19 protein-coding genes and 1 pseudogene are annotated in these 22,009 nt (G+C 74.5%); 9 read left to right on the top strand and 11 right to left on the bottom strand.

What is annotated here, in order from left to right; translation table 11 throughout:
* A pseudogene (locus MUU72_RS17550) lies at positions 1–225 on the bottom strand (hypothetical protein); the annotation flags it as partial.
* A gap of 431 nt (positions 226–656) precedes the next feature.
* Here MUU72_RS17550 and MUU72_RS17555 point away from each other — a divergent pair.
* Together MUU72_RS17555 and MUU72_RS17560 are read left to right on the top strand one after the other, a co-directional pair.
* Positions 657–1,292, top strand: a complete 636-nt coding sequence (locus MUU72_RS17555) for a TetR/AcrR family transcriptional regulator (protein WP_248014232.1) — start codon at positions 657–659, stop codon at positions 1,290–1,292.
* 211 nt (positions 1,293–1,503) lie between these two features.
* Positions 1,504–3,054, top strand: a complete 1,551-nt coding sequence (locus tag MUU72_RS17560; protein WP_248014233.1) for an MFS transporter — start codon at positions 1,504–1,506, stop codon at positions 3,052–3,054.
* Positions 3,055–3,456: 402 nt separating this feature from the next.
* On the opposite strand, the gene MUU72_RS17565 is transcribed toward MUU72_RS17560, so the two are convergent.
* The gene (locus MUU72_RS17565; RefSeq protein WP_248014234.1) at positions 3,457–3,954 is read right to left on the bottom strand and encodes a MarR family winged helix-turn-helix transcriptional regulator; all 498 of its coding nucleotides are present in this window, start codon (positions 3,952–3,954) and stop codon (positions 3,457–3,459) included.
* 239 nt (positions 3,955–4,193) lie between these two features.
* Positions 4,194–5,246 carry a questin oxidase family protein gene (locus tag MUU72_RS17570; RefSeq protein WP_248014235.1) on the bottom strand — a complete coding sequence of 351 codons (1,053 nt, stop codon included), beginning with the start codon at positions 5,244–5,246 and terminating at the stop codon, positions 4,194–4,196.
* 567 nt (positions 5,247–5,813) lie between these two features.
* On the opposite strand from MUU72_RS17570, the gene MUU72_RS17575 reads away from it, so the two are divergent.
* Positions 5,814–6,293: a pyridoxamine 5'-phosphate oxidase family protein gene (locus MUU72_RS17575; protein WP_248014336.1), complete on the top strand. Its 480-nt coding sequence runs from the start codon at positions 5,814–5,816 to the stop codon at positions 6,291–6,293.
* Positions 6,294–6,332: 39 nt separating this feature from the next.
* Here the strand turns inward: MUU72_RS17575 and MUU72_RS17580 are convergent, their stop codons facing one another.
* Together MUU72_RS17580 and MUU72_RS17585 are read right to left on the bottom strand one after the other, a co-directional pair.
* Positions 6,333–6,926 (bottom strand): hypothetical protein, encoded by a 594-nt coding sequence (locus MUU72_RS17580; RefSeq protein WP_248014236.1) that lies wholly within the window; start codon positions 6,924–6,926, stop codon positions 6,333–6,335.
* 306 nt (positions 6,927–7,232) lie between these two features.
* A complete protein-coding gene (locus MUU72_RS17585; RefSeq protein ID WP_372503157.1) occupies positions 7,233–7,784 on the bottom strand; it encodes a GNAT family N-acetyltransferase in 552 nt (183 codons plus the stop codon).
* Between the two features lie 185 nt (positions 7,785–7,969).
* Here MUU72_RS17585 and MUU72_RS17590 point away from each other — a divergent pair, with 185 nt between their 5' ends.
* The 4 genes from MUU72_RS17590 to MUU72_RS17605 all read left to right on the top strand — a co-directional run bounded on the left by MUU72_RS17590 (position 7,970) and on the right by MUU72_RS17605 (position 13,451).
* Positions 7,970–8,971 carry a sigma-70 family RNA polymerase sigma factor gene (locus MUU72_RS17590; RefSeq protein ID WP_248014237.1) on the top strand — a complete coding sequence of 334 codons (1,002 nt, stop codon included), beginning with the start codon at positions 7,970–7,972 and terminating at the stop codon, positions 8,969–8,971.
* A 388-nt stretch (positions 8,972–9,359) separates the two neighbouring features.
* Positions 9,360–10,130: a DeoR/GlpR family DNA-binding transcription regulator gene (locus MUU72_RS17595; RefSeq protein WP_248014238.1), complete on the top strand. Its 771-nt coding sequence runs from the start codon at positions 9,360–9,362 to the stop codon at positions 10,128–10,130.
* 112 nt (positions 10,131–10,242) lie between these two features.
* The gene (pfkB, locus tag MUU72_RS17600; protein ID WP_248014338.1) at positions 10,243–11,196 is read left to right on the top strand and encodes a 1-phosphofructokinase; all 954 of its coding nucleotides are present in this window, start codon (positions 10,243–10,245) and stop codon (positions 11,194–11,196) included.
* Between the two features lie 119 nt (positions 11,197–11,315).
* The gene (locus tag MUU72_RS17605) at positions 11,316–13,451 is read left to right on the top strand and encodes a fructose-specific PTS transporter subunit EIIC (protein ID WP_248014239.1); all 2,136 of its coding nucleotides are present in this window, start codon (positions 11,316–11,318) and stop codon (positions 13,449–13,451) included.
* 90 nt (positions 13,452–13,541) lie between these two features.
* Here MUU72_RS17605 and MUU72_RS17610 read toward each other — a convergent pair whose 3' ends face one another.
* Together MUU72_RS17610 and MUU72_RS17615 are read right to left on the bottom strand one after the other, a co-directional pair.
* Positions 13,542–14,870: a L,D-transpeptidase gene (locus MUU72_RS17610; RefSeq protein ID WP_248014240.1), complete on the bottom strand. Its 1,329-nt coding sequence runs from the start codon at positions 14,868–14,870 to the stop codon at positions 13,542–13,544.
* 81 nt (positions 14,871–14,951) lie between these two features.
* Positions 14,952–16,163: a CaiB/BaiF CoA transferase family protein gene (locus tag MUU72_RS17615; RefSeq protein WP_248014241.1), complete on the bottom strand. Its 1,212-nt coding sequence runs from the start codon at positions 16,161–16,163 to the stop codon at positions 14,952–14,954.
* Positions 16,164–16,468: 305 nt separating this feature from the next.
* Between MUU72_RS17615 and MUU72_RS17620 the strand changes: the two genes are divergently transcribed.
* On the top strand, positions 16,469–16,729 hold the full coding sequence (locus tag MUU72_RS17620; protein WP_248014242.1) for a hypothetical protein: 261 nt from the start codon (positions 16,469–16,471) through the stop codon (positions 16,727–16,729).
* Positions 16,730–16,769: 40 nt separating this feature from the next.
* On the opposite strand, the gene MUU72_RS17625 is transcribed toward MUU72_RS17620, so the two are convergent.
* Positions 16,770–17,357 carry a YIP1 family protein gene (locus MUU72_RS17625; RefSeq protein WP_308403831.1) on the bottom strand — a complete coding sequence of 196 codons (588 nt, stop codon included), beginning with the start codon at positions 17,355–17,357 and terminating at the stop codon, positions 16,770–16,772.
* A 193-nt stretch (positions 17,358–17,550) separates the two neighbouring features.
* On the opposite strand from MUU72_RS17625, the gene MUU72_RS17630 reads away from it, so the two are divergent.
* Complete coding sequence (locus MUU72_RS17630) at positions 17,551–18,267, top strand: VIT1/CCC1 transporter family protein (protein ID WP_248014244.1); 717 nt, start codon at positions 17,551–17,553, stop codon at positions 18,265–18,267.
* A gap of 18 nt (positions 18,268–18,285) precedes the next feature.
* Here the strand turns inward: MUU72_RS17630 and MUU72_RS17635 are convergent, their stop codons facing one another.
* The 3 genes from MUU72_RS17635 to MUU72_RS17645 all read right to left on the bottom strand — a co-directional run bounded on the left by MUU72_RS17635 (position 18,286) and on the right by MUU72_RS17645 (position 21,926).
* Positions 18,286–19,452 carry a P1 family peptidase gene (locus MUU72_RS17635; RefSeq protein WP_248014245.1) on the bottom strand — a complete coding sequence of 389 codons (1,167 nt, stop codon included), beginning with the start codon at positions 19,450–19,452 and terminating at the stop codon, positions 18,286–18,288.
* A gap of 33 nt (positions 19,453–19,485) precedes the next feature.
* Positions 19,486–20,301, bottom strand: a complete 816-nt coding sequence (locus MUU72_RS17640; protein ID WP_248014246.1) for a L,D-transpeptidase family protein — start codon at positions 20,299–20,301, stop codon at positions 19,486–19,488.
* 464 nt (positions 20,302–20,765) lie between these two features.
* The gene (locus tag MUU72_RS17645) at positions 20,766–21,926 is read right to left on the bottom strand and encodes a low temperature requirement protein A (RefSeq protein WP_248014247.1); all 1,161 of its coding nucleotides are present in this window, start codon (positions 21,924–21,926) and stop codon (positions 20,766–20,768) included.
* Between the last annotated feature and the right edge of the window lie 83 nt (positions 21,927–22,009).

Consider the following 22,009-nt stretch of genomic DNA (forward strand, 5'->3'; position numbering starts at 1 on the left):
GTGCGGTGGGGTGTGAGTGGTGATGGGGGCGGCAGGGGTGGGGTGCTGGGGGGTGGTGGCAGGGGCGGGGGGTGGCGGTGTGGCGTGGGCGTCGGGGGGTGTGGACAGGGCGACGGCCGCGGCCGCGCAGGTGGCGGTGGCGGCGACGGTGGCGCAGACCCGGTGCGTCAGGGTGCGCAGGCGGCCGTCCGGTGCCGTGGGGTGGGTGTGCGGGGTCGGGCCCATGCCTATCGCCTCATGCGGCGGGTGCCTTCTGCGTCATGGTGATCAGCCTGCGGCGGGGGATGGTCGCTCGCGCGTGGGGATGCGTCAAATGGAGGGCGGCGGTCCTTCGGGTGGAGTCCGGGGGACTCCGAGTGGCTGATGGGGCGTCAGCGGGAGCAGGCCGGAGGGTGGGTGGCGCAGGTCACACCGCGGGAGGGAAATAACCGGGGAGCCGGTCCCCGTTTGCAGGGGTGTTGAGTGAAGCGGGGAGTGGTTCCCCGGTTCTGTGGTTTTCCGGTTCTGTGGCTTCCCGGTTCTCCGGATCCGGGGCGGCCGGCGCATCGTGACCGGCGGCCGGTGGCCTTCGCTCGGTGAGCGCCGATCGGTGATCAGCGGGCAGCGGGCAGCGGTCGGCGAAGAGTAAGGGGTGAAGGGTGAAGGGGGGTGTCGGTGTGGTGACTGTGCAGCCGAGGCTGCGGGCCGACGCGGTGCGCAACCGGGAGCGGATCATCGCGGCCGCGCGGGAGACGATGGTCGAGTACGGCGCCGACGTCCCGTTCGACGAGATCGCCCGGCGCGCGGGTGTCGGCAACGCGACGCTCTACCGTCACTTCGCGGACCGCCGGGAGTTGATCCACCACGTCACACTCTCCGTCATGTCCCGTATGGCGGACCGCGCGGAGCGCGCCCTCACCGAGGAGCCGGAGGCGTTCGAGGCGCTGCGGCGCTTCGCGCACGAGGCGGTGGAGGAGCGGATCGGCGCCCTGTGCCCGCTGCTGTCCGGCGGTGTCGACGCGGCTCATCCCGACCTGCTCGCGGCGCGCGCTCGCCTGGACACGGCGGTGGCCGCCCTCATGGACGCCGCCCGGGACGGCGGCCGGCTGCGCGCCGACATCGCGGTCGGCGATCTGATGGTCGCGCTCACCCAGCTCACCCGCCCGCTGCCGGGCAGCGGCTGTATCGACTTCGACAAGTTCGTGCACCGGCACCTACAGCTGTTCCTGGACGGCCTCCAGGCTCCGGCGCGGTCCGAACTGCCCGGGTGCGCCGCCACGTTGGAGGATCTGAGGAGTCGCCGCCGCTCGTAAGGGGGAGTGCCGGCCGCCCCATCCCCTGGCCCCGGCCCACGGGTCGCTGTACCCGTCCGGCGCTTCTTCACGTTCCGTTACGCACGTCCTCACGTCCTCACGCTTCACGTCCTCACGTCATTAACGGGCGCTGCGCGCTTCACGACCCTCACGCGCGTTTCCCCCGCTACGCACCGATATATCCGTTACGCATCACTAGGTGGACCTCGCCATGCCTGATATCGCTCCGCACGTCGATCCGCGGCGCTGGAAAGCGCTGATATTCATCGCCCTCGCGCAACTGATGGTCGTCCTGGACTCGACCATCGTGAACATCGCGCTGCCCTCCGCCCAGAAGGACCTGGGGATCAGCGACGCCAACCGGCAGTGGGTCATCACGGCCTACGCACTGGCCTTCGGCGGGCTGCTGCTCTTCGGCGGCCGGCTCTCCGACCTCTGGGGCCGGCGGCGCACCTTCCTCATCGGCCTGACCGGCTTCGCGCTGGCCTCCGCGCTCGGCGGGGCCGCGGCGGGTGAGGGGATGCTGCTGGGCGCGCGGGCGCTCCAGGGCGTCTTCGGCGCGCTGCTGGCGCCGTCCGCGCTGTCGCTGCTGGCGGTGACGTTCACCGAGGCGCGGGAGCGGGCCAAGGCGTTCGGCATCTTCGGTGCGATCGCCGGTGGCGGGGCCGCCCTCGGGCTGCTCCTCGGCGGTGTGCTGACCGAGTACCTGGACTGGCGCTGGACGTTCTTCGTCAACATCCCGATCGCGGTGATCGCCGCGGCCGGTGCCGTACTGGTCATCCGTGAGCCCGCCGTGGGCCGCAACTCCTCCCGGCTGGACGTCCCCGGTGTCGTCCTGGCGTCGCTCGGCCTGGTCTCCCTGGTCTACGCCTTCACCCGGGCCGAGTCCGACGGCTGGCTGGCCGGGGTGACGCTGGCGCTGTTCGGCGCGGCGGCCGTGCTGCTGCTGGCGTTCGTCGTGGTCGAGTCGAAGGTGGCGGCGCCGCTGCTGCCGCTGCGGGTGGTCGCCGAGCGGAACCGCGCGGGTGTCTACGCGTCGCTGGGCCTGGCCGTGATCGGCATGTTCGGTCTCTTCCTGTTCCTGACCTACTACCTCCAGATCGTGAAGGGTTACACGCCGGTCGTGACCGGTCTGGCCTTCCTTCCGATGGTCGCGGGCATGATCACCGGTTCGACGCAGATCGGTGCCCGGCTGATGACCCGGGTGCGGCCGCGGCTGCTGATGGCGCCCGGTTTCACGGTCGCCGCGCTCGGCATGCTCGTCCTGAGCCAGATCGACCTGGACACCTCCTACCCGGCGCTGATCCTGCCCGGCTTCGTCCTGATGGGCCTGGGCATGGGTACCGCGTTCATGCCGGCGATGTCGCTGGCCACGCACGGGGTCCAGCCGCGGGACGCGGGAGTGGCCTCCGCGATGGTCAACACCTCCCAGCAGGTCGGCGGGGCGATCGGCACCGCCCTGCTGAACACCATCGCGGCCAGCGCCACCACGGCGTACGCGACCGCGCACGCGGCCGGCGCGCGCTCCGCGGACCTGCTCAAGCTCCAGTCGATGGTGCACGGCTACACCTCCGCCATCCGGTGGGCGGTGGGCATCCTCGCCCTGGCGGCGGTGATCGCCTTCACGTTCATCAACACCGGGCGGCCGGGCGCCGGTTCGCCGGCGGCCTCGTCGTCGGACGGCGCTGCGGGTGCGGAAGCGGGTGCCGGGGACGGTGCGGGCACGGAAGAGGCGGCGCCGGTTCCGGTGATGGTGCACTGAGGGCGCGGTGCGGCGCGCGGCAGCGCGTGCGGTGAGGTGTCCGAGGTGGCCGGCAGCGCGTGCGCGGTGAGGTGTGCACGTGGGGGCGGCCACGAAGGACCGGCCGGTTCCCGGGGGCGCGGATGCGCCCCCGGGGCCGGCCGGTGCCGTGTTTCCGGCCGGTGGGTGGTGCCGGCGGGTGGTGGCGTGCGTGCGGCCGGCCGGTGGCAGGAGCCGGCGGGTGGGGGTGCTCAGGGGTGGCGGGCGGCAGTGCCCCGTGACCGCGCGCACCCGGGAGTCCGGGAGCCCTGGGGCCACCGGGCCGGGAGTCCGCGCGCCCCGGAGTCCGCTCGCCCGACGGGCCCCCGGGCGCGTGGCCTCCGCGTCGGCCCCCGCGTCGGCCTCCCCTCGTCCCGCTGAAGGTCAGCGGAGCCAGGGGAGGTCGGCGCCCTGGGGCTGGAGCCCGTCGGCGATCACGCAGCAGATCGCGTCGAGTTGGCTGATCTGTTCCCGGGTGAGCCGGTCGAAGATCGCGGCCCGGACGGCGGCGACGTGGCCGGGCGCGGCCTTCTCCAGAACGCGCAGCCCCTCGTCCGTGAGGTAGGCGTTCTGGCCCCGCTTGTCGGACGGGCAGTCCTCGCGGCGGACCCAGCCGTTCTTCTCCAGGCGGGCGACGGCGTGCGAGAGGCGGGACCGGGTGATCTTGGCGTTCTGGGCCAGCTCGGTCATCCGCATCCGGCGCCGGGGCGCGCGGGAGAGCTGGACGAGCAGGCCGTAATAGACGTGCGGCATCCCGGCGTCGCGCTGGAGCTGGCGGTCGAGGTGGTCCTCCAGGAGCGTGGTGGCGTGGAGGTACGCCTGCCAGGCGTGCTGCTCCTCGTCGTCGAGCCAGCGCGGCTCGGTCGCGGGTTCGTTGCTCATGCCATCCACTCTCTCACCGCTCGGAGAGTTATTTAAGATTTAACAATATGCCGTCGGCCGAGAAGCGCCGGGTGTGGCGGGTGCGGTGGCCCGTGCGGGGTGGGTCGGCCCGTGCAGGGGCATCGGGTAACGCCAGTGTCGCCCTGGTTGAGTGTGATGTCGGTAATGTCGGCGCTATTTTTCTTGACCGGAGGGCAGGGGGTGCGGGCGGAGCGGGCGCGCCCCCTCCGCCCCGCCCGTCAGTCCTCTCCCGGCGTGATCAGTTCCAGGGAGCGGAGGGCCGCCTTCAGGGCGCGGTCGTCGCCGTCCGGGGTCCAGGAGGCGACGTCGAGGGCGGTGTCGGTGAGCTTGATCGCGTGGGCGTCGCCGTGCGCCGCGGCCCGTTCGAAGACCTCCTCGGGGGTGAGCGGCCCGGTTGACGGCTCCGGCAGGGGCTCGTCGGGGCTGTAGACGGAGGTGAGCGCGGCGCTCGCCGCCCAGGCCGCGCCGAACGAGGGCACCCAGAGCGCGCGGGGCAGCGCCGGGAGGGTGCGCAGGATGGCGCTCGGGGCGGTGGCCGCGTGGACCAGCAGGACCGCGTCGCCGTGGCCGTAGCCGAGGTAGCGGTGGGTGGCCGCCCGGACCAGCGCGGCCAGCTGGTCCCGCGCGTCATCGGGGCCCTGCGGGGCGCGCAGCGCCGCGGCGGCGGCCGGCCAGCCCGCCGTGCCGGGAAGCTGGGTCAGCCCGTTGGTGACCGAGGTCCGCTGGTCGGCGACGTGCGGGAGGGCGGCCAGGGCGTCGTCGGGGGAGAGGGTGCCGGCGGGCTCCGCGGTGACCGGGAGGGTGGTGTGCCGGGCCGCCCAGTAGCCGAGGGCGTGCCCCAACTCCGCGATCCGCGGCGCCTCTTCGCCCTGCTCCAGCAGGGTGCGGACGGCGTGGCCGACGCGGATGACCGGGTGGGTGGCGGCGCCCGCGAGACCGGGCAGCAGCCGGGGCCACCACTCGGCGAGCACCTCGCGCCAGGGGCGTTCGGCGACCTGGCGGGTCAGGTACGTGGTCCAGTCGGTGACCCGGCGCCGGTCGCCCAGCGCCTCCCGCCAGTTGGTGTCGGTGAGCGCGGTGTGGGCGCCGGGGACGTCCTCCAGCCGGGTGGCGTAGTCGTCGAGCCAGCGGTGGACGGTGGCGGCCTGGCCGTGCCGGGCCAGGGCTTCCACCGCCATCGGGCCGTGGTTGCTGAGGTATCCGTTGAACTCGGGGCCGGTGGTGTGGAGGCGTTCCAGGGCTTCGTCGAGTGTGCCGCTCCTCGTATCCATGGCCCGAGGCTAGGGCGGCGCCGGGGACCGGGTAACGGGCCGCGGGCGGATCCCGGACGGGCCCGCGGGACTACGGCGCTGGTCGTACGGCGGGGAGGGGCCGCAGGCCGGTGCGGGGGCGGGTCGCGGGGCGTTGTCAGTGGCAGGTGAGACGCTGAAGTCATGGGCGCGGGGCGGCCTTTGGGACAGCCGGCGGCGCGGCCGCGACGGCACGCACCGGGACGGCGGGCCTGCGGCACGAGGCGGACAGGAGGGCGGAGATGGGGGCAGAGGTGAGGGCGGAGTGGGGGTGGGCTTACGGGGCGGGGTGACGGGCGGAGAGGTCGCCGGACTGGGGGGCTGAGGAGCTGAGGGGGTGCCGGTCTGCGGTGTGGGGGAGCCGCAGCGGAAAGCGGACAGGAGGTGTCGGGTATCCGCGGGAGGCTGGCCGCCATGACGAGTGAGGACGAGCAGCGGACGGGGAGCGGACGGCGCGTGGAACGCAGCGCGGCGGCCGGCGGCACGGGGCACAGGACGGGGCACAGAGGTGCGGCGGCGGGCGGGGCCGTGGGTGTCTCCTGGGCCGAGGTGGAGGCGGTGGCACCGGAGTTGGCCCGGGCGGTGCGGGCGCGCTTCGGGGCGTACCGGCATCACATCCTGGCCACCCTGCGGAGGGACGGTGCGCCGCGGCTGAGCGGACTGGAGGCGGATTTCCGCTACGGCGAGCTGTGGCTGGGCATGATGATCGGCTCGCGCAAGGCGCTGGACCTGCGGCGCGACCCCCGGTTCGCGCTGCACGCCAATCCCGGTGGCGGCACGGACCCGGGGGCGGGCGATGTGCGGATCGCCGGGCAGGCGGTGGAAGTGACCGACTCCGGGCTGAAGGCGCGGTACGCGGCGGACGTGGAGCCGCCGGAGCCGTTCCACCTCTACCGGGCGGAGGTGACGGAGGTGGTGCGGACGTCCGTCGAGGCGCCGTTCATGAAGGTGGAGAGCTGGCGGCCGGGGCGGCCGCTGCGGACGATACGGCGGACGTCCCAGGACGCGGAGCTGCTGGTGGACGGGTGAGCGTGCTGCCGGTGGGGTGCGGCCGGCCGGCCCGGCCGGTCAGTGGGCCGTGTGCAGCGGGCGCCCGCCGGCCGGGCGGGCGTGGCGCGGCCGGTGCCGGCCGTGCGGTTCGCGTACGCGGTGGGTGCGGAAGATGTAGAGGGAGGTGATGAACATCACCCCGAACATCCCCAGGCCCCAGAGCGTCGACGAGAGCACCGAGGGCGCGGAGCCGGCGAGGGAGTACAGCCAGCCCATCGATGCGCCGAAGAGGGCGCCGTAGGCGAGCGCGCGGGTCTCGGTGAGCATGGTCGACTGGAAGTGCACCAGCGTCACGCCCAGGATCCCGGTGACCACCGCCGCGATCAGCCCGGTGAGGGCGGCCTGCCCGCCCTTCGCCCCGTTGGTGTGGTCCATCCAGATCGTGTAGGCGCCGAAGCAGAGCGCCGCGATGACCGGGAGCACCACCGAGGGCCGGAGGCGTCCGGCCGTCCCGGTGTCCGGGCCGGTGTCCGGTCCGGCGCCGGAGCGTTCCGCGGTGGCCGGGGCGGTCGCGCCGTGCTCCGGTTCGATGCTGCCGTGGGAGCGGGCGGCCCGTGCCTCGGGCAGTCCGTCACCGCGGGGGTGCTGGTCGCCGTGGGCGTGCTGGTCCATGACGGGCTCCTCTCGTTCGCCCCTCTTGTCGTCGTGCCGTCCGGGGGCGGGCGGTCCGGGGCGGGCGGTCCGAGTCCCGCTCCCGTCCCCTGCGGACTGCCTCCCTGCGGACTGCTCCCTCCGGACCTCCTGCCCTGCGGAAGCCCTGGCATCCGGGGAACCTGCCGTCCAGGAGGTGTCCGGGGCGTCCGGGGGCGTCCGGGGCTTTCTGTCCAGGCGACACCCGGCCACCGGCGGCGTCAACTGGATCAGCCCCCGGGGCGCCCGGAGTCCCGGCACCCCGCCCTCCAGCCTCGGACTACCCGGCTACCCGGCGCTCGCCCCGTCCCGCTGCCCCGCCCCGTCGAGGTCCTTCTGGTACCAGGCGACGTCCCAGTAGCGGCCGAACTTACGACCCACCTCCGTGAACGTGCCGAGGTGGCGGAAGCCGAAGCGGGTGTGCAGGCGGACGGACGCCTCGTTGGGCTGGGCGATCCCGGCGTAGGCGCGGTGCACGTCCTGCTCCGCGAGCACCGCGAAGAGCGCCGTGTACAGGAGCGTGCCGATGCCCCGGCCGGTGGCATCCGGGGCGCAGTACACGCTGGTCTCCACGGACGTCGCGTACGCCGGCTTGGCGCGGTAGGGGCTGCTGGTCGCGTACCCGAGGAGGGTGCCGCCGGCGTCCTGCGCAACCAGAAGGCGATACGGGCCGTCTAGGGGGTAGGAGAGCAGCCACGGGCGGCGCCGGTCCGCGGTGAAGGGCTCCGTGTCGAAGGTGAGGGGCGTCTCACGGACGTAGTGGTTGTAGAGCTCCGTGAGCGCCGCGAGGTCCGTCTCCCCGCCCGCCCTGACCTGCACGTCCCCATGTCCGGACAGCATGTTTCCTCCCCTGGTGACGGCGCAGGGTACTGCATGATCAGAAAAATTGGGGCGCGGCAGGGGAATTCTGTCCGGATTCCAGCCGTTGTTTCCATCGGACGGGTCAGCCGGTCGCCCACCGCACGACAGACCGGAGGGCTCGCCCCACCGTCCCGCGACCGACTCAGCGCAAAGGGAGCACACGCATGGCAACCCGTGCCGTCGCCCGTCGTCAGGCCAGCACCGCCGGTCCTGGCGAGGCCAACAGCGTTCGCGCAGCAGGCGGGGACATCGCCGACCGCGACCTGGTCGGCATGTACCTCGACGAGATCGCGCGCACGCCGCTGCTGGACGCCGCAAAGGAGGTGGAGCTGTCCCAGACCATCGAGGCCGGCGTCTACGCCCAGCAGATCCTGGACGGCGAGATCACCGATGGCAACGCCGCAGGCGCGAGCCGTGAGGAGCTCGAAGCGCTGGCCGCCGAGGGCGAGAGGGCCAAGGACGTCTTCATCCGGTCCAACCTCCGCCTGGTCGTCGCCGTGGCCCGCCGGTACCCGCGCTCCGGCCTGCCCCTGCTGGACCTGATCCAGGAGGGGAACGCCGGCCTGGTCCGCGCCGTCGAGAAGTTCGACTACGCCAAGGGCTTCAAGTTCTCCACGTACGCGACGTGGTGGATCCGCCAGGCCATCACCCGTTCCATCGCCGACCAGTCGCGCACGATCCGGCTGCCCGTCCACCTCGTCGAGGAGCTGGGGCGGATCCGCCGGGTGCAGCGCGAGTTCAACCGCGAGAACGGCCGCGATCCCGAGCCGGAAGAGGTGGCGGGCGAGCTGGGCTCCACGGCCTCCCGGGTCACCGACGTCCTGGACTGGGCCCGCGACCCGGTCAGCCTGAACATGTCCGTGGACGACGACGGCGACACGCAGTTCGGCGACCTCCTGGAGGACACCTCCGCGGCCTCCCCCGAGCAGTCGGTGCTCACGCTGCTGCGCAGCGAGGAGCTGGAGGACCTGATAGACCGCCTGGACCAGCGCACCGCGTCGATCATCAAGGCGCGCTACGGCATCGAGGACGGCCGCGAGCGCACGCTGACCGAGGTCGGCAAGCAGCACGGCCTGACCCGGGAGCGGATCCGGCAGATCGAGAAGCACGCGCTGCTGGAGCTGAAGCGGATGGCGCGCGACACCGGCTTCGACGCGGCCGCCTGAGCCGCGCCGGGGCCGCGGCCGGTCCGGACGGCGGGTGCGCCGTGCCCGCCGGGCGAGGCGGCGCGGGCTGCCGCCGCAGCGGCCGCCGGTTGCCGGCCGCCGGCCGATGCTGCCGTCGTGCGTCGTTGGGGCGAGCCCCGGTGCCCGTCGTGGAGGGCGTCGGGGCTCCTTTGCGTAGGGGGCACCCCGGGTCCTGTCGCCCCTTTCTCTTGCCCGCGCATGCCCGTTCGTGCCCGATCTCTTGCCCGTATCTGTTTACTTGCGCGCCTTCCGGACGTAGTCTGCCGCCGAAACCACAAGTCCGGACACGCGACGGACAGGGATCAGGGCAGGCCGCAGGGCAGGCCACCGGGTAGGCAACAGGACCAGGGAACGGACACCGACGCAGATGTACGCACCCGAGCGCCAGCAGGAGATCCTGCGGCTCGCCCGTGAGAGCGGGCGGGTCGATGTGCTCTCCCTCGCCGAGGAGTTCCAGGTCACCGCCGAGACCGTACGGCGCGATCTGAAGGCGCTGGACCGCGCCGGTCTGGTCCGCCGGGTGCACGGCGGCGCCATCCCGGCCGGCCGCCTGGACTTCGAGCCCGACCTCGCCGAACGGGACGCGGTCGCCGCCGACGAGAAGCAGCGGATCGCCCGGGCCGCGCTCGCCGAACTGCCCGGCGGCGACGGCCCGCGCAGCATCATCCTCGACGCCGGCACCACCGCCGCCCGGCTCGCCGCCGAGCTGCCGCTGGAGGCCGAGCTGACCGTGGTCACGCACGGCCTCCCGGTCGCGGCACGGCTGGCCGACCACCCGGGCCTCACCCTCCACCTCGTGGGCGGCCGCATCCGGCACCGGACGCGGGCCGCGGTCGACGACTGGGCGCTGCGGGCCTACCGGGAGATCAACGCCGATGTGCTCTTCCTCGCGGCCAACGGCTTCTCCCCCGACGGCGGGCTGACCACGCCCGACCTCGCCGAGGCCGCGGTCAAGCGGGCGATGATCGCCGCCGCCCGCCGGGTGGTGCTGCTGGCCGACGCCGCGAAGTTCGGGCAGCGCCACTTCGCGCGCTTCGGCGAACTGGCCGACGTGGACGTGCTGATCACCGACACCGGGCTGAGCCCGCAGGACGCCCTGGCCATCGAGCGGGCCGGGACGGAGGTGGTGCGGGTATGACACCGCGCGCCGGTGCCGTCGCCGACCCCGCCGGGGGCCGCCCCGCGGCCGCTGCCCCCGCCACCCCCGCCGCTTCCCCCGCCGCCGGCTCCACCGGGCCGGTGCGCGCATGATCGTCCTCACCGTGACGCCCAACCCCAGCCTGGACCGCACGTACGAGGTTCCGGCGCTCGCGCGGGGAGCCGTGCTGCGGGCCGGGGCCGAACGGATCGACCCCGGCGGCAAGGGCGTCAACGTCTCGCGGGCGGTCGCCGCCGCCGGCCACCGCACCCTCGCCGTGCTGCCGCTGGGCGGCCCCGCGGGCGCGGCGCTGGCCGGCCTGCTGCGGGACGAGGGCATCGAGGTGGCGGGCGTCCCGGTGGCCGGGCAGACGCGCGCCAACATCGCCGTCGCCGAACCCGACGGCACCCTCACCAAGATCAACGCGGCCGGCCCGGAACTGACCCCGGACGAGTCCGAGGCGCTGCTGGCCGCGGTCGGCGCACGGTCCGCGGGCGCCGACTGGATCGCCTGCTGCGGCAGCCTGCCGCGCGGACTGGCCCCCGAGTGGTACGCCGAACTGGTCGCCCGGGCGCACCGCGCGGGCACCCGGATCGCGCTGGACACCTCGGGCCCCGCGCTGACCGCCGCGCTCCGTGCCCGCCCCGACGTCGTCAAGCCGAACGCCGAGGAACTCGCCCAGGCGGTCGGCCGCCCCCTGGCGACCCTCGGCGACGCGGTCCGGGCGGCGGCGGAACTGCGTGCCCGGGGCGCCCGCGCCGTACTGGCCTCACTGGGCGCCGACGGACAGGTGCTGGTCGACGCGGACGGCGCGTACTTCGGCAGCGCCCCGGTGGCCGCCGTGCGGAGCAACGTCGGTGCGGGGGACGCCTCGCTCGCCGGGTTCCTGGCGGCGGGCGGGGCCGGCGTCCGGGCGCTGGCGGCCGCGGTGGCGCACGGCGCGGCGGCCGTCCAACTGCCCGGCAGCCAGATGCCGGTGCCGTCCGACCTGGCGCCGGAACGGGTCGTGGTGACCGCCGACGTGCCGCTCGACCGTGCGCTGACCGAACCGGCCCCGGTGCCCTGAGCCCCTCCCCCGTCCCCTGTTCCTCCCCGCCCCCTGTTCTTCCTCCGTCCCCTGTTCCTCCCCCCCCGTCCCGTCCCCACCGCCCGTCCCCGGCGGTACCGCGTGCAAGGGAGCCCGCGATGAGTGAGCTGATCACCGCGGACCTGGTCGATCTCGACCTGTCCGCCGCTACGAAGGACGCCGCCGCGCGTGCGCTGGCGGAACGGATGGCCGCCGCCGGGCGGATCACCGACCTGGAGGGCTTCCTCGCGGACGTGGCCGCGCGCGAGGCCCAGATGCCGACCGGGCTGGAGGGCGGGATCGGGATCCCGCACTGCCGCAGCGCGCATGTCACGGAACCGGCGCTGGCCTTCGGGCGCAGCACGGCCGGTATCGACTTCGGCGCCCCGGACGGCCCGGCCGACCTGATCTTCCTGATCGCGGCCCCGGCGGGCGGTGACGCCGACCACCTGGCGATCCTCTCGCAGCTCGCCCGCCGCCTGATGGACGAGGAGTTCACCGGCGCCCTCCGGTCGGAGACCGCCCCGGCACGGGCCGCGGCCCTCCTCCGCGGCGACCGGCCCGCCCCGGCGGAGCACCCCCCCACCGCGGAGCACCCCCCACCGGCCGAGGAACCTTCACGGCCACAGGAGCCCCCTCAGGCCCAGGAGCCCCCTCAGACCCAGAAATCTCCTCAGGCCCAGGAGACCCCACCGGCCGAGCAACCCCCCACCCCGCACGCCCCCTTCCGGGTCGTCGCCGTCACCTCCTGCCCCACCGGTATCGCCCACACCTACATGGCCGCCGAGGCGCTGGCGAAGGCGGCGCGGGCGGCCGGGGTGGAGATCGCCGTGGAGACGCAGGGCTCGGCCGGGTTCCGGCGGCTCGATCCGGAGGTGATCGCGGCCGCGGACGGGGTGATCCTCGCGCACGACGTCGAGGTGCGGGAGCGCGCGCGGTTCGCCGGGAAGCCGGTCGTCGACGCCGGGGTGAAGGCCGGTATCAACCGCCCCGCCGAACTCCTCGCGGAGATACGGGCGAAGGCCGCCGCCGCACCGGCCGCCCCGGAGACCGGCGGGGGAGCCGCCCCCATGGACCGCGGCGCCGCGGAGGCCGACGGCTACGGCACCCGGCTCCGCACCTGGCTGATGACCGGCGTGAGTTACATGGTCCCGTTCGTCGCCGCGGGCGGCCTGCTGATCGCCCTGGCGTTCGCCATCGGCGGCTACACCGTCAACAAGGCCCCGTCGGTGGCCGAGCACTTCGTGTGGGCCGAGTCGGCGAGCTGGGCGGCGCTGCTCTTCCAGATCGGCAGCACCGCCTTCGGCTTCCTCGTCCCGGTCCTGGCCGGCTACATCGCCTACGGCATGGCGGACCGGCCCGGCCTGGTGCCGGGCTTCGTCGGCGGCGCGGTCGCGCTCACCGTCAACGCGGGCTTCCTGGGCGGGCTGATCGCCGGTCTGCTGGCGGGCGCGGTGGCGCGGACGGTCCAGCGGGCCCGGGTGCCGGCGGTACTGCGCGGCATCATGCCGGTCGTGGTCATCCCGCTGGTCTCCTCGGCGGCGGTCGGCTTCCTGATGTTCCTGGTGGTCGGCAAGCCGGTCGCCGCGCTCCAGAAGGCGCTCACCGGCTGGCTGACCGGCCTGTCCGGCGCCAACGCGGTCATCCTGGGCGTGCTGCTGGGCCTGATGATGTGCTTCGATCTCGGCGGCCCGCTCAACAAGGTCGCCTACACCTTCGCGGTCGGCGGCCTGGCCAACCCCAACCCGGGCAGCCTGAAGGTGATGGCCGCGGTAATGGCGGCCGGGATGGTGCCGCCGCTGGCGATGGCGCTGGCCACGACCCTGCGGGGCACGCTGTTCACCCGCGCCGAGCGGGAGAACGGCAAGGCCGCCTGGGTGCTGGGGGCGTCGTTCATCACCGAGGGCGCGATCCCGTTCGCCGCCGCCGACCCGCTGCGGGTGATCCCCTCCGCGATGGCCGGGGGCGCGGTCACCGGCGGCCTGTCGATGGCGTTCGGCTGCACCCTGCGCGCCCCGCACGGCGGCGTGTTCGTCGTCCCGCTGATCGGCCGGCCGCTGCTCTACCTGCTGGCGGTCGCCGCCGGCACGCTCGTCGCCGCCGCCCTGGTGGTCCTCCTCAAGCGCTTCCGGCCCGCGCCGGGCGGGGCGGCGCCGGCCCCGGGCCGGGAGGCGGACCCCCGCCACGAGGCCACCGCGCAGCGCACCGCAGGGCCGGGGCGCGAAGACGACCGGTCGGTGCACGTCTCCCCGTAGGCGAGGGGCCCGCACGCGACGAGGCGGTGACCGCCCCGCACGGGGGGAGCGGTCACCGCCTCGCGCGGTGCGGCCGGGCCGGCCGGGTCGTCAGGAGGCGCTGCCCGCCGTCCACTGCGACCAGGAGAGGTTCCAGCCGTTGAGGCCGTTGTCCGGCTGGATGACCTTGTCCTTGGAGTTCTTGACGATGACCACGTCGCCGATCAGCGACTGGTTGTAGAACCACTTGGCCGGGGTGTCGCCACCGCCGCCCTTGTTGTCCTCCAGGCCGACGCAGCCATGGCTGGTGCCGGTCCGGCCGAAGATCGACGAGCTGCCCCAGTAGTTGCCGTGTATGAACGTGCCCGAGGACGACAGCCGCATGGCGTGCGGGACGTCCTTGATGTCGTACTCGCCGCCGAAGCCGACCGTCGAACCGTCCATCCGGGTCTGCTCGAACTTCTCCGAGATGACCATCTGGCCGTTGTACGTCGGGTGCTCGGGGCTGCCGCCGGAGATCGGGATGGTCTTGATGACCTGGCCGTCCCGCTTGACGGTCATGGTCTGGGTGTCCATGTCCACCGTGGAGACCTGCGAGCGCCCGATGGTGAAGGACACCGTCTTGGACTGCACACCGGTGATGCCCGGGCCGCCCTTCACCCCGTCCAGGTCGATCTTCATGGTGACCTTGGAGCCGGCCTTCCAGTAGTCCTGCGGCCGGAAGTCCAGCCGCCGGTCGCCGAACCAGTGGCCGACGACCTGCTGGCCGCTGCTGGAGGTCACCGTGATGTGGGACTGGACGTCCTTGCGGTTGGTGATCGACTTGTCGAAGTTGAACGACACCGGCATGCCGACGCCGACGGTCTTGCCGTTGTCGGGCGTGAACGAGCCGATGAAGCTGTGCGCCGACGAGACCGTGGTGAAGGTGGCGTTCTCGGTCGCCGGGCGGCCCTTGGCGTCCTTGGCGTTCGCCACGATCTTGTACTTGGCGCCGCGGTCCAGCTGCTCCGACGGCTTCCAGGAGGAGCCGTCCGGCGATATGGCGCCGGTGACGTCCTTGCCGGTGTCCACGGCGGTCAGCTTGACGTCGGTCAACTTGCCGCCGGTGACCTTCACCCCGGTGTCGTTGATGCTGGCGTCGGTGGCGCCGTCCTTCGACGACACCTGGATCTTGGCGTCCGAGGCGTCCTTGGCGGCCGCGGCGTCCGCTCCGGCCTGGCCGTTCTTGCCGTCGTGGCCGCCCGCCTCGGCGTCCCCGCCGCAGGCCGACAGCGACAGGGCGCCCGCGGCGAACAGCGCGGTCACGGCCAGGGCGCGGCGCATCCGGCGGCTGCCGCGGCGCGATGCGGCGGAATCCCGTGGCTCGGTGTGAAGCGGCAGGTGGGGGGTGCGGGACGGGGCGGGCGCGGGGTTGTCCGGCGATGTCACGAGCTGCTCCATACAGGGGTGTTGTGATTCCGTGCTGGTAAACAGCACCTACGGGCGGATTTGGTTGCGGGTACCACTGAGCTGTGATGAAGGTCACATGCGCGGTGGCAGGGGTCGGTCGCCCGGCCCTGATAGCCAGGTTCGCAGTGCTGTGCCGTCTCCGTCCAGGCGGGGTGGCGCCGCGGGTTGGGCCACCGGGGTCGCCGACAGCCGCAGCGGGCTGCGGACTTGGGGGAGGGCCCCCGCGCCGACCGGGGCGACCGGGTCCAGCCCCAGCCGCTCGGCCAACTCCAGGGCCTCGGAGACGGTGTTGACCGGTCCGCACGGTACCGAAACCGCCGCCAGTCGCGCCGTCCACCCCCGCGGAGTGTCGGCCGCCAGCCGCTCCTCCAGCTCTTTGACCAGGTCTGTGCGGTTTCGTACCCGGTCCTGGTTGTGCCGGAACCGCACGTCCTCCGCCAGCCCCGGCGCCCCCAGTGCCGCCGCCAGCGCCCGGAACTGACGGTCGTTCCCCACCGCCACGGCCAGCAGCCCGCCCCGGCAGGCCAGCGTCTCGTACGGGGCGATGCTCGGGTGCCGGTTGCCCAGCGGGACCGGGTCGCGGCCGGTGGCCAGATAGCCGGACGCCTGGTTGACCAGGGAGCCCAGCAGCGACGACAGGAGGTTGACCTCGACCCGCTGCCCCTGGCCGGTCCGGTCCCGGTGCCGCAGCGCGGCCAGGATCCCGGTGACCGCGTCCTTGGCGGTCAGCACGTCCACCAGCGCCACCCCGGCCTTCAGCGGCGGCCCGCCGGGCTCCCCGGTGAGGCTCATCAGCCCGCCCACCGCCTGCACCACGAAGTCGTAGCCGGGCAGCGCGGCGCCCGCACCCGAGCCGAAACCGGTGATCGTGCAGTGCACCAGGCCCGGGTTGGCGGCCAGCGTGGCGGCCGGGTCCAGGCCGTACTTGTCCAGGGTGCCGGGGCGGAAGTTCTCGATCAGGACGTCCGCCCGGCGGGCCAGTTCGCGGGCCGCCGCGGCGTCCCGCGGATCCGCCAGGTCCAGCGCCAGACCGCGCTTGGAGCGATTGGCGGCATGGAAGTACGCGGCGGTCGGCGGCCCGTCGCCGGCCGCCGGGCCGGGGGCGAACGGCGGCCCCCAGGAGCGGGTGTCGTCCCCGCTGCCGGGTCGCTCGACCTTGATGACCTCGGCGCCGAGGTCGGCCAGCGTCACGGCGGCCAGCGGGCCGGCCAGGACCCGGCTGAAGTCGGCCACCAGGACGCCGTCGAGGGCGCGCGGGGCGGTCCGGTGGTGCGGCAGGGGCACGGGGCACTCCTCACGTCGCGGACGGGGTGCCGCCATCGTTGGGGACGGCGCCCGGTGCGCGGAAGGCGCCGGGGTGGCCAACGGCGGGCCCGGCAGTGCGCCGGTGCGGCCGGTAGCGGACGCCCGCCCGCCGGCACCCGGCGCCGGAGCGACCCGGCAGGAGGTGTGTGGTGTCGGGAATGCGGGGAAATGTCATAGGAGATGTGTCACTTCACTGATTTGCGGCTCAACATCCCCTGTTGGAAGCCCAGACGTGTGGTGTCTACTGGGCCTTGCCCTGCGCCCACTTGTTCGGGAGGAACCCCATGCTCCCCTCCGTATCGATTCTCCAGCAGATCGGTCTCGGCGTGCTGCTGGTCGTCGTCGTCCTCTGGGCAGTCGGTCTCCTCAGACTGACCCGGCGCGGGCACCACCCCGCCGCCGGCCGCCGCCGCCCGCACCGGCGGCTCGGCGCGGTGCCCCGGCAGACCGGCCCGGCCGGGCCCCCGTCGGAGAACGTCGACCTCACCCCCGCCGAACGCGCGGCCTTCGACGACCTCGTGCGGCAGCTCACCAGCCCGGGCTGACCGGCGGCCCCCGGCGCGCCGGCGGCCCCGGCGCATCCGCTCAGTTCACCGGCCCCAGCTTCAGCAGCGCCAGCGCCGCCAGCATCTGCACCGACACCGAGGCCGCCGACTTCCGGGTCGGCAGGTGGTGCTGACCGCGTATCAGCAGCACCGCGAGGAAGTACCCGAACCCCCACGTCGTCCAGGTGGCGGCCTGGACGAAGGTGGAGTTGGCCGGCAGCCAGGCGGCGATCGCCAGCCGCGGCAGGTCCGTCACCCAGAAGAGGACCACGAACAGGCTCGCCGTCGGTGCGAACCGCCCGCTCCCGCCGAGCGTCCGCGCTATCGCGTGGGTCACCGCCCCCAGGCCCAGACTGGCGAGCAGCACCCCCGCCTCGGCCATCCCGGCCAGTTGCAGCGCCGCCGTGCGGTCCACCGCCCACTGCGCCCGGAACGCGTCCACCGACACGATCCCGATCCCGCCGCTGATCAGGCACAGCAGCACCGCCGCGCTCCACGCGCTGCGGTCCCTGGCCTCGTCGAAGACGTCCACCGGCCGGTACCAGAGCCCGAATATCAGCCGGTGCCACCACAACCGGCGGCGCCGTACGGGAGCTTGGGCGGGCGCGGGGGCGGGCGGCGGCTGCACCAGTGTGGGCGGCGGAGGCGGAGGCTTGGCACCCGCCGGCGGCGCGGAGCGCCGGTTGCGGCGGGACGGAGGCGGGTTGGGGGGCGGCGATGCGGACATACGGCCGTTTCTACCACCGGCCGGACCGGCACGATGCGCGGGCACTGGGCGGGGCAGGGCTGCGGCGGCGGTCCGCGGATGAGACGCTCGGCCGGTGACGCTTCAGACACCGGGGCACGACGAGGCACACGGCGGCGGACTCGGCAGCCGCCTGAACTGGCTGCGGGCGGCGGTCCTCGGCGCCAACGACGGCATCGTCTCCACCGCCGGACTGGTGGTGGGCGTGGCCGGCGCCACCGACTCCCGCAACACCCTGCTGACCGCCGGCCTCGCCGGACTGCTGGCCGGCTCGATGTCCATGGCGGCCGGCGAATACGTCTCGGTCTCCACCCAGCGCGACTCCGAGAAGGCCGCCCTGGCCCTGGAGAAGCGCGAACTGGCCACCGAGCCCCAGGCCGAACTCGCCGAGCTGACCGAGCTGCTGGAGGGCAAGGGCCTGAGCCGCGCACTGGCCCACGAGGTCGCGCAGCAGCTGACCGCGCACGACGCCCTGCGGGCGCACGCCGAGGTGGAACTCGGCATCGACCCCGACGAACTCACCAACCCCTGGCACGCGGCCGGCGCCAGCTTCCTCGCCTTCACCGCGGGCGCCCTGCTGCCCCTCCTGGCCATCGTGCTCCCCGGTGCGGGCGAGCGGCTGTGGATCACCGTCGGCGCGGTGCTGGCCGCCCTCGCCCTCTGCGGCTGGAGCAGCGCCCGCCTGGGCACCGCCCCGGCGGCCCCGGCCGTCCTGCGCAACGTCGCGGGCGGCGCCTTGGCGATGGCCGTCACCTACGCGGCCGGCGCCCTCCTGGGCGCCGCGGGCGCCTAGCTGGTAGGGGTCGGCCCCCTACAGGCCCGCCCCGTACGACTCCGACCCGTACAGCTCCGACCCGTACAGCTCCGTATAGGCCGGGAAGACGCCGCCGGGGCCGTCCACCGTGGTGGCGGTGAGCGCGGCCTTGACGACGGCGCGGGCCAGCACGTCCGCCCCGGCGGCCAGGACGGCGTTCAGCGCACCGGCCCGGAGGTGGACGCCGAAGGCCGGGTCGGCCAGGGCCTCCGTGGCGGCGAGCGGGCGGGCGCCGGTGGCGAGCGCGAAGACCGTGTCGCCGTCGTTGAGCAGGTGCACCGGCCGCAGGGCCCGGGCCAGGCCGTCCTGGGCGGTGACGGCGAGCTTGCGGGCCTGGGCGCGGGTCAGGGCGGCGTCGGTGGCGACCACGGCGAGGGTGGTGTTCAGCGGCGGCCGGACGGACGCGGTGGAGCGCGCCGCGGAGGCCGCGCGGGCCTGGGCGAGGCGGCGCCGGGCGGCGGCGTGGACGCCGGGGTCGGGGAGCGGGCCGGGCGCGCCGTACAGGGCGCCGGTGCGCGGATCGGCGAACGAGCCCGCGGCGTTGACGGCGGCCAGCGCGGCCACCGTCGCCCCGGAGGGCAGTACCGCGCTGGCCGTCCCGATGGCGCCCTTGAGGCCGCCGGAGACCGCTCCGGTGCCGGCGCCGGTGTTCCCCTGGGCGACGGGCGCGCCGGGGGCCGTCCGGGCGGCGGCCTCGGCCGCGGCGCGGCCCAGCGCGGCGTCCGGGCGGTTCCGCCAGGCGCCGCCGCGGCCCAGGTCGAACAGGGCGGCGGCGGGCACCACCGGGACGACCTGCGCCGGATCGGGCCCGACCCGGAAGCCGCGGCCCTGCTCCTCCAGCCAGGCCACGACCCCGGACGCCGCGTCGAGTCCGTAGGCCGAACCGCCGGTCAGCACCACCGCGTCGACGTGCTCGACGAGGTTGCCCGGATCGAGGGCGTCGGTCTCCCGGGTGCCGGGGCCGCCGCCGCGGACGTCGGCCGCCGCGACCGCGCCGCCCTCGGGGGCCAGGACGACGGTGGTGCCGGTGAGCCAGCCGCCGCCGGTGCGCCGGGCGTGCCCGACCCGCAGGCCGGGCACGTCGGTCAGGGCGTCGCGCGGCCCCGGGGGGAGCGGGGCGGGCTCGTCCCCCGGGGGCCGCCGGTGTTGCCGGGCGTCAGTCATGGGCCCATGCGTACCACGCGGGCCGCGTCCGGGTCAGTGCCCGGCCGGTCCCATCACGATGACCGGGTGCTGCTCCGGGTCGAGGGTGCGCAGCAGCTCGCGCATCACCTCGGGCTTGAGGCTGATGCAGCCCTGGGTGGGCCCGTCGTGGTCGACGTGCAGCCAGACGCCGCCGCCCTTCTCGTCGCCGAGGGGCCGCCGGCCGTCCAGGGGGGAGGAGCCGGGGACGCGGTTGTAGTTGATGGCGATGACGTAGTCGAACGCCCCGGCCAGCGGCTCGCCCTCGACGCCGGTGCCGTGCGCGACGAAGTTGCTGTTGTGGTCGTAGGGGAGCTTGGTGCCCTCGGGGGCGGGCAGGCGGCCGCCGGCGTCGGTGAGGGTGTAGACGCCTTCGGGGGAGCGCAGGTCGCCGTAGTGGTGGTGGGTGGTCCATCCGTGGGCGGCGTTGTGCGCGGCCCAGGACGGGCCGGCCTGCCAGAGGTCCGAGCCCTCCTCGCGGGTGTAGAGGACGACCCGGGAGTCGTAGGAGTCCGGGCCCTTGCCGGTGACGACCAGGACCTGGCGGGTGTCGGCCGGTATGCGCTTGCGGGCGGCGTCGCCGAGGTCCGGGATGGCGCGCAGGCCGTGCGCGGCGTCCGGCGCGGCCTGGTGCGGGGCGGGGGTGTTCGGGCTGGACACCGTCCGGGGCGTACCGCTCTTGGCGTCCGGCCGGCCGCTGTGGTCGTCGCCCGAGGCCGGCCAGGCCCACAGGGCGGTGCCGACCAGCGTGGAGAGGGCGAGACCGCTGACGGCCTTGCTGCGCCGGGACAGTCTCCTGCGAGCACGGGACTGAGCGTGGCGGGCTGCCATGTCTGGCGTCTCCTCAGGTACGGACGGGTGGACGGCCCGTGAGCCGTCGCGGATCCACGGGATCCGCTGGGCCCCCGGGTATAAAAAGGGCAATCTGCACCCTACCGCGTTCCGGCGATGCCGCTTCCGCGGGCCTTGGTGAACGGTAGAGGGCACGAGGATGACGCCGCGCGCCGGGGTGACCTTTGATAGGGGAAAGCGGAGGCAGGGGCGCCGCCGGGCGGCACCGCACCGCCCGCGGCCCGCCGGAGGCCCCGCCCGAAGATGGCCGGATCCCGCCCCAAGTGCCGTATGGCGAAGGCGTGTTGAGGTCCGCTCCGGGGGTGCGTTCCAGGGGCGGCGCCGGCGCGCCGGGAGCCCGGCACGGGCCGGTCGGCGTACGGCCGTTCGGCACGCTTACGGGGGACGGGGCGCGGTCCCCGGGGCCCGCGCACCCGTCACCGGGCTGGGCCGACCGGCGGTCGCTACTCCTCCTCCAGAGCGGTTCCCTGGCGTGCCGTCAGGGTGACGCCCACCGCGACCGCCAGCGCCGCCACCCCGCCCGCCGCCGGCACCGCCGCCCGGCCCGCGAACGTACAGGCCAGCACCAGCAGCGCGGACACCGGCAGCACCAGCTGCTGGGCCGGGCCCCGCTTCTGGTGGCGGGAGTGGATCAGCCACACGGTGAACAGGTACAGCGCGCCCGGCACGGTGAAGCAGGCCGCCGCCCCGTACACCGGCAGGTGCGCCCGGCCCGCGGACTGCTCCACGGCGACCTCGATGCCCGCGCCGACCGCCGCGGCCGAGGCGAACACCAGGTAGTGGCCGTAGCCCCACAGGAACGCCTGGCGGTTGTTGCGCAGGTGCAGGTGGATGGGGACCGCGAAGTAGATCCAGTACGCGGCGAAGACCAGCAGCAGGCCGCCGGCCGCGATCGGCAGCAGGGTGCCGAGGTCGTGGTGCTCGTCCAGCGCCGACTGGACGGCGACGGTCGCCGCGGAGACCGTCTCGCCCAGCACGATGAGGGTGAACAGGCCGTAGCGTTCGGCGATGTGACGGGGATGCCAGCTGGTCTGCCGGTCCCGTTCGGCCAGCGCGGGCACCGCCAGCTCCAGCAGGCCCATCACCACGAAGATCCACGGAGCGTCGCCCGGCGGCAGGAACAGCAGGGCCAGCCAGCCGATCTGGCAGGCGGTCACACCGGCGGCGTAGCGCAGCGCGGTGCGCCGTTCGGCCCCCTCGGCCCCGTGGGCGGCGCGCAGCCACTGGCTGACCAGGGCCAGCCGCATCACCAGATAGCCGAACCAGACGACGCGGAAGTCACCGGCGGTGAACGCCCGGGGCACCCCGGCCGCCAGGATCAGCACCCCGGCGATCTGCACCAGCGTCACCACGCGGTACAGCACGTCGTCGGTGTCGTACGCCGAGGAGAACCAGCTGAAGTTGAGCCAGGCGAGCCACACGGCGAAGAACAGCATCAGGTAGCCGGTGACGCCGTGGCCCGGACGGCCCTCGGCCAGGGCGTGCACCAGCTGGCGGCCGGTCTGGGCGACCGCCACCACGAAGCACAGGTCGAAGAACAGCTCCAGCGGGGTGGCGGCCCGGTGGGCCTCGGCGCGGCTGCGCGCCCGCATCGACACGGTCACGGTGGCCCACCGCCCTCTCGTCCGCCGCCGGCAGGGTGCCTCCTAGTAGAGCGCGGGGGCGGGGGAGGGGCGGGCAAGGGGCG

It is taken from the genome of Streptomyces rhizoryzae (assembly GCF_023155275.1).
In the GTDB taxonomy this organism is placed as follows: Bacteria; Actinomycetota; Actinomycetes; order Streptomycetales; family Streptomycetaceae; genus Streptomyces; species Streptomyces rhizoryzae.

Bases quoted from the DNA above. Each gene is read 5' to 3' on its own strand.
- MUU72_RS17560 (WP_248014233.1), top strand. From the start codon at position 1,504: ATGCCTGATATCGCTCCGCACGTCGATCCGCGGCGCTGGAAAGCGCTG.
- MUU72_RS17565 (WP_248014234.1), bottom strand. From the start codon at position 3,954: ATGAGCAACGAACCCGCGACCGAGCCGCGCTGGCTCGACGACGAGGAG.
- MUU72_RS17570 (WP_248014235.1), bottom strand. From the start codon at position 5,246: ATGGATACGAGGAGCGGCACACTCGACGAAGCCCTGGAACGCCTCCAC.
- MUU72_RS17580 (WP_248014236.1), bottom strand. From the start codon at position 6,926: ATGGACCAGCACGCCCACGGCGACCAGCACCCCCGCGGTGACGGACTG.
- MUU72_RS17585 (WP_372503157.1), bottom strand. From the start codon at position 7,784: ATGCTGTCCGGACATGGGGACGTGCAGGTCAGGGCGGGCGGGGAGACG.
- MUU72_RS17590 (WP_248014237.1), top strand. From the start codon at position 7,970: ATGGCAACCCGTGCCGTCGCCCGTCGTCAGGCCAGCACCGCCGGTCCT.
- MUU72_RS17595 (WP_248014238.1), top strand. From the start codon at position 9,360: ATGTACGCACCCGAGCGCCAGCAGGAGATCCTGCGGCTCGCCCGTGAG.
- MUU72_RS17605 (WP_248014239.1), top strand. From the start codon at position 11,316: ATGAGTGAGCTGATCACCGCGGACCTGGTCGATCTCGACCTGTCCGCC.
- MUU72_RS17610 (WP_248014240.1), bottom strand. From the start codon at position 14,870: ATGGAGCAGCTCGTGACATCGCCGGACAACCCCGCGCCCGCCCCGTCC.
- MUU72_RS17620 (WP_248014242.1), top strand. From the start codon at position 16,469: ATGCTCCCCTCCGTATCGATTCTCCAGCAGATCGGTCTCGGCGTGCTG.
- MUU72_RS17635 (WP_248014245.1), bottom strand. From the start codon at position 19,452: ATGACTGACGCCCGGCAACACCGGCGGCCCCCGGGGGACGAGCCCGCC.
- MUU72_RS17640 (WP_248014246.1), bottom strand. From the start codon at position 20,301: ATGGCAGCCCGCCACGCTCAGTCCCGTGCTCGCAGGAGACTGTCCCGG.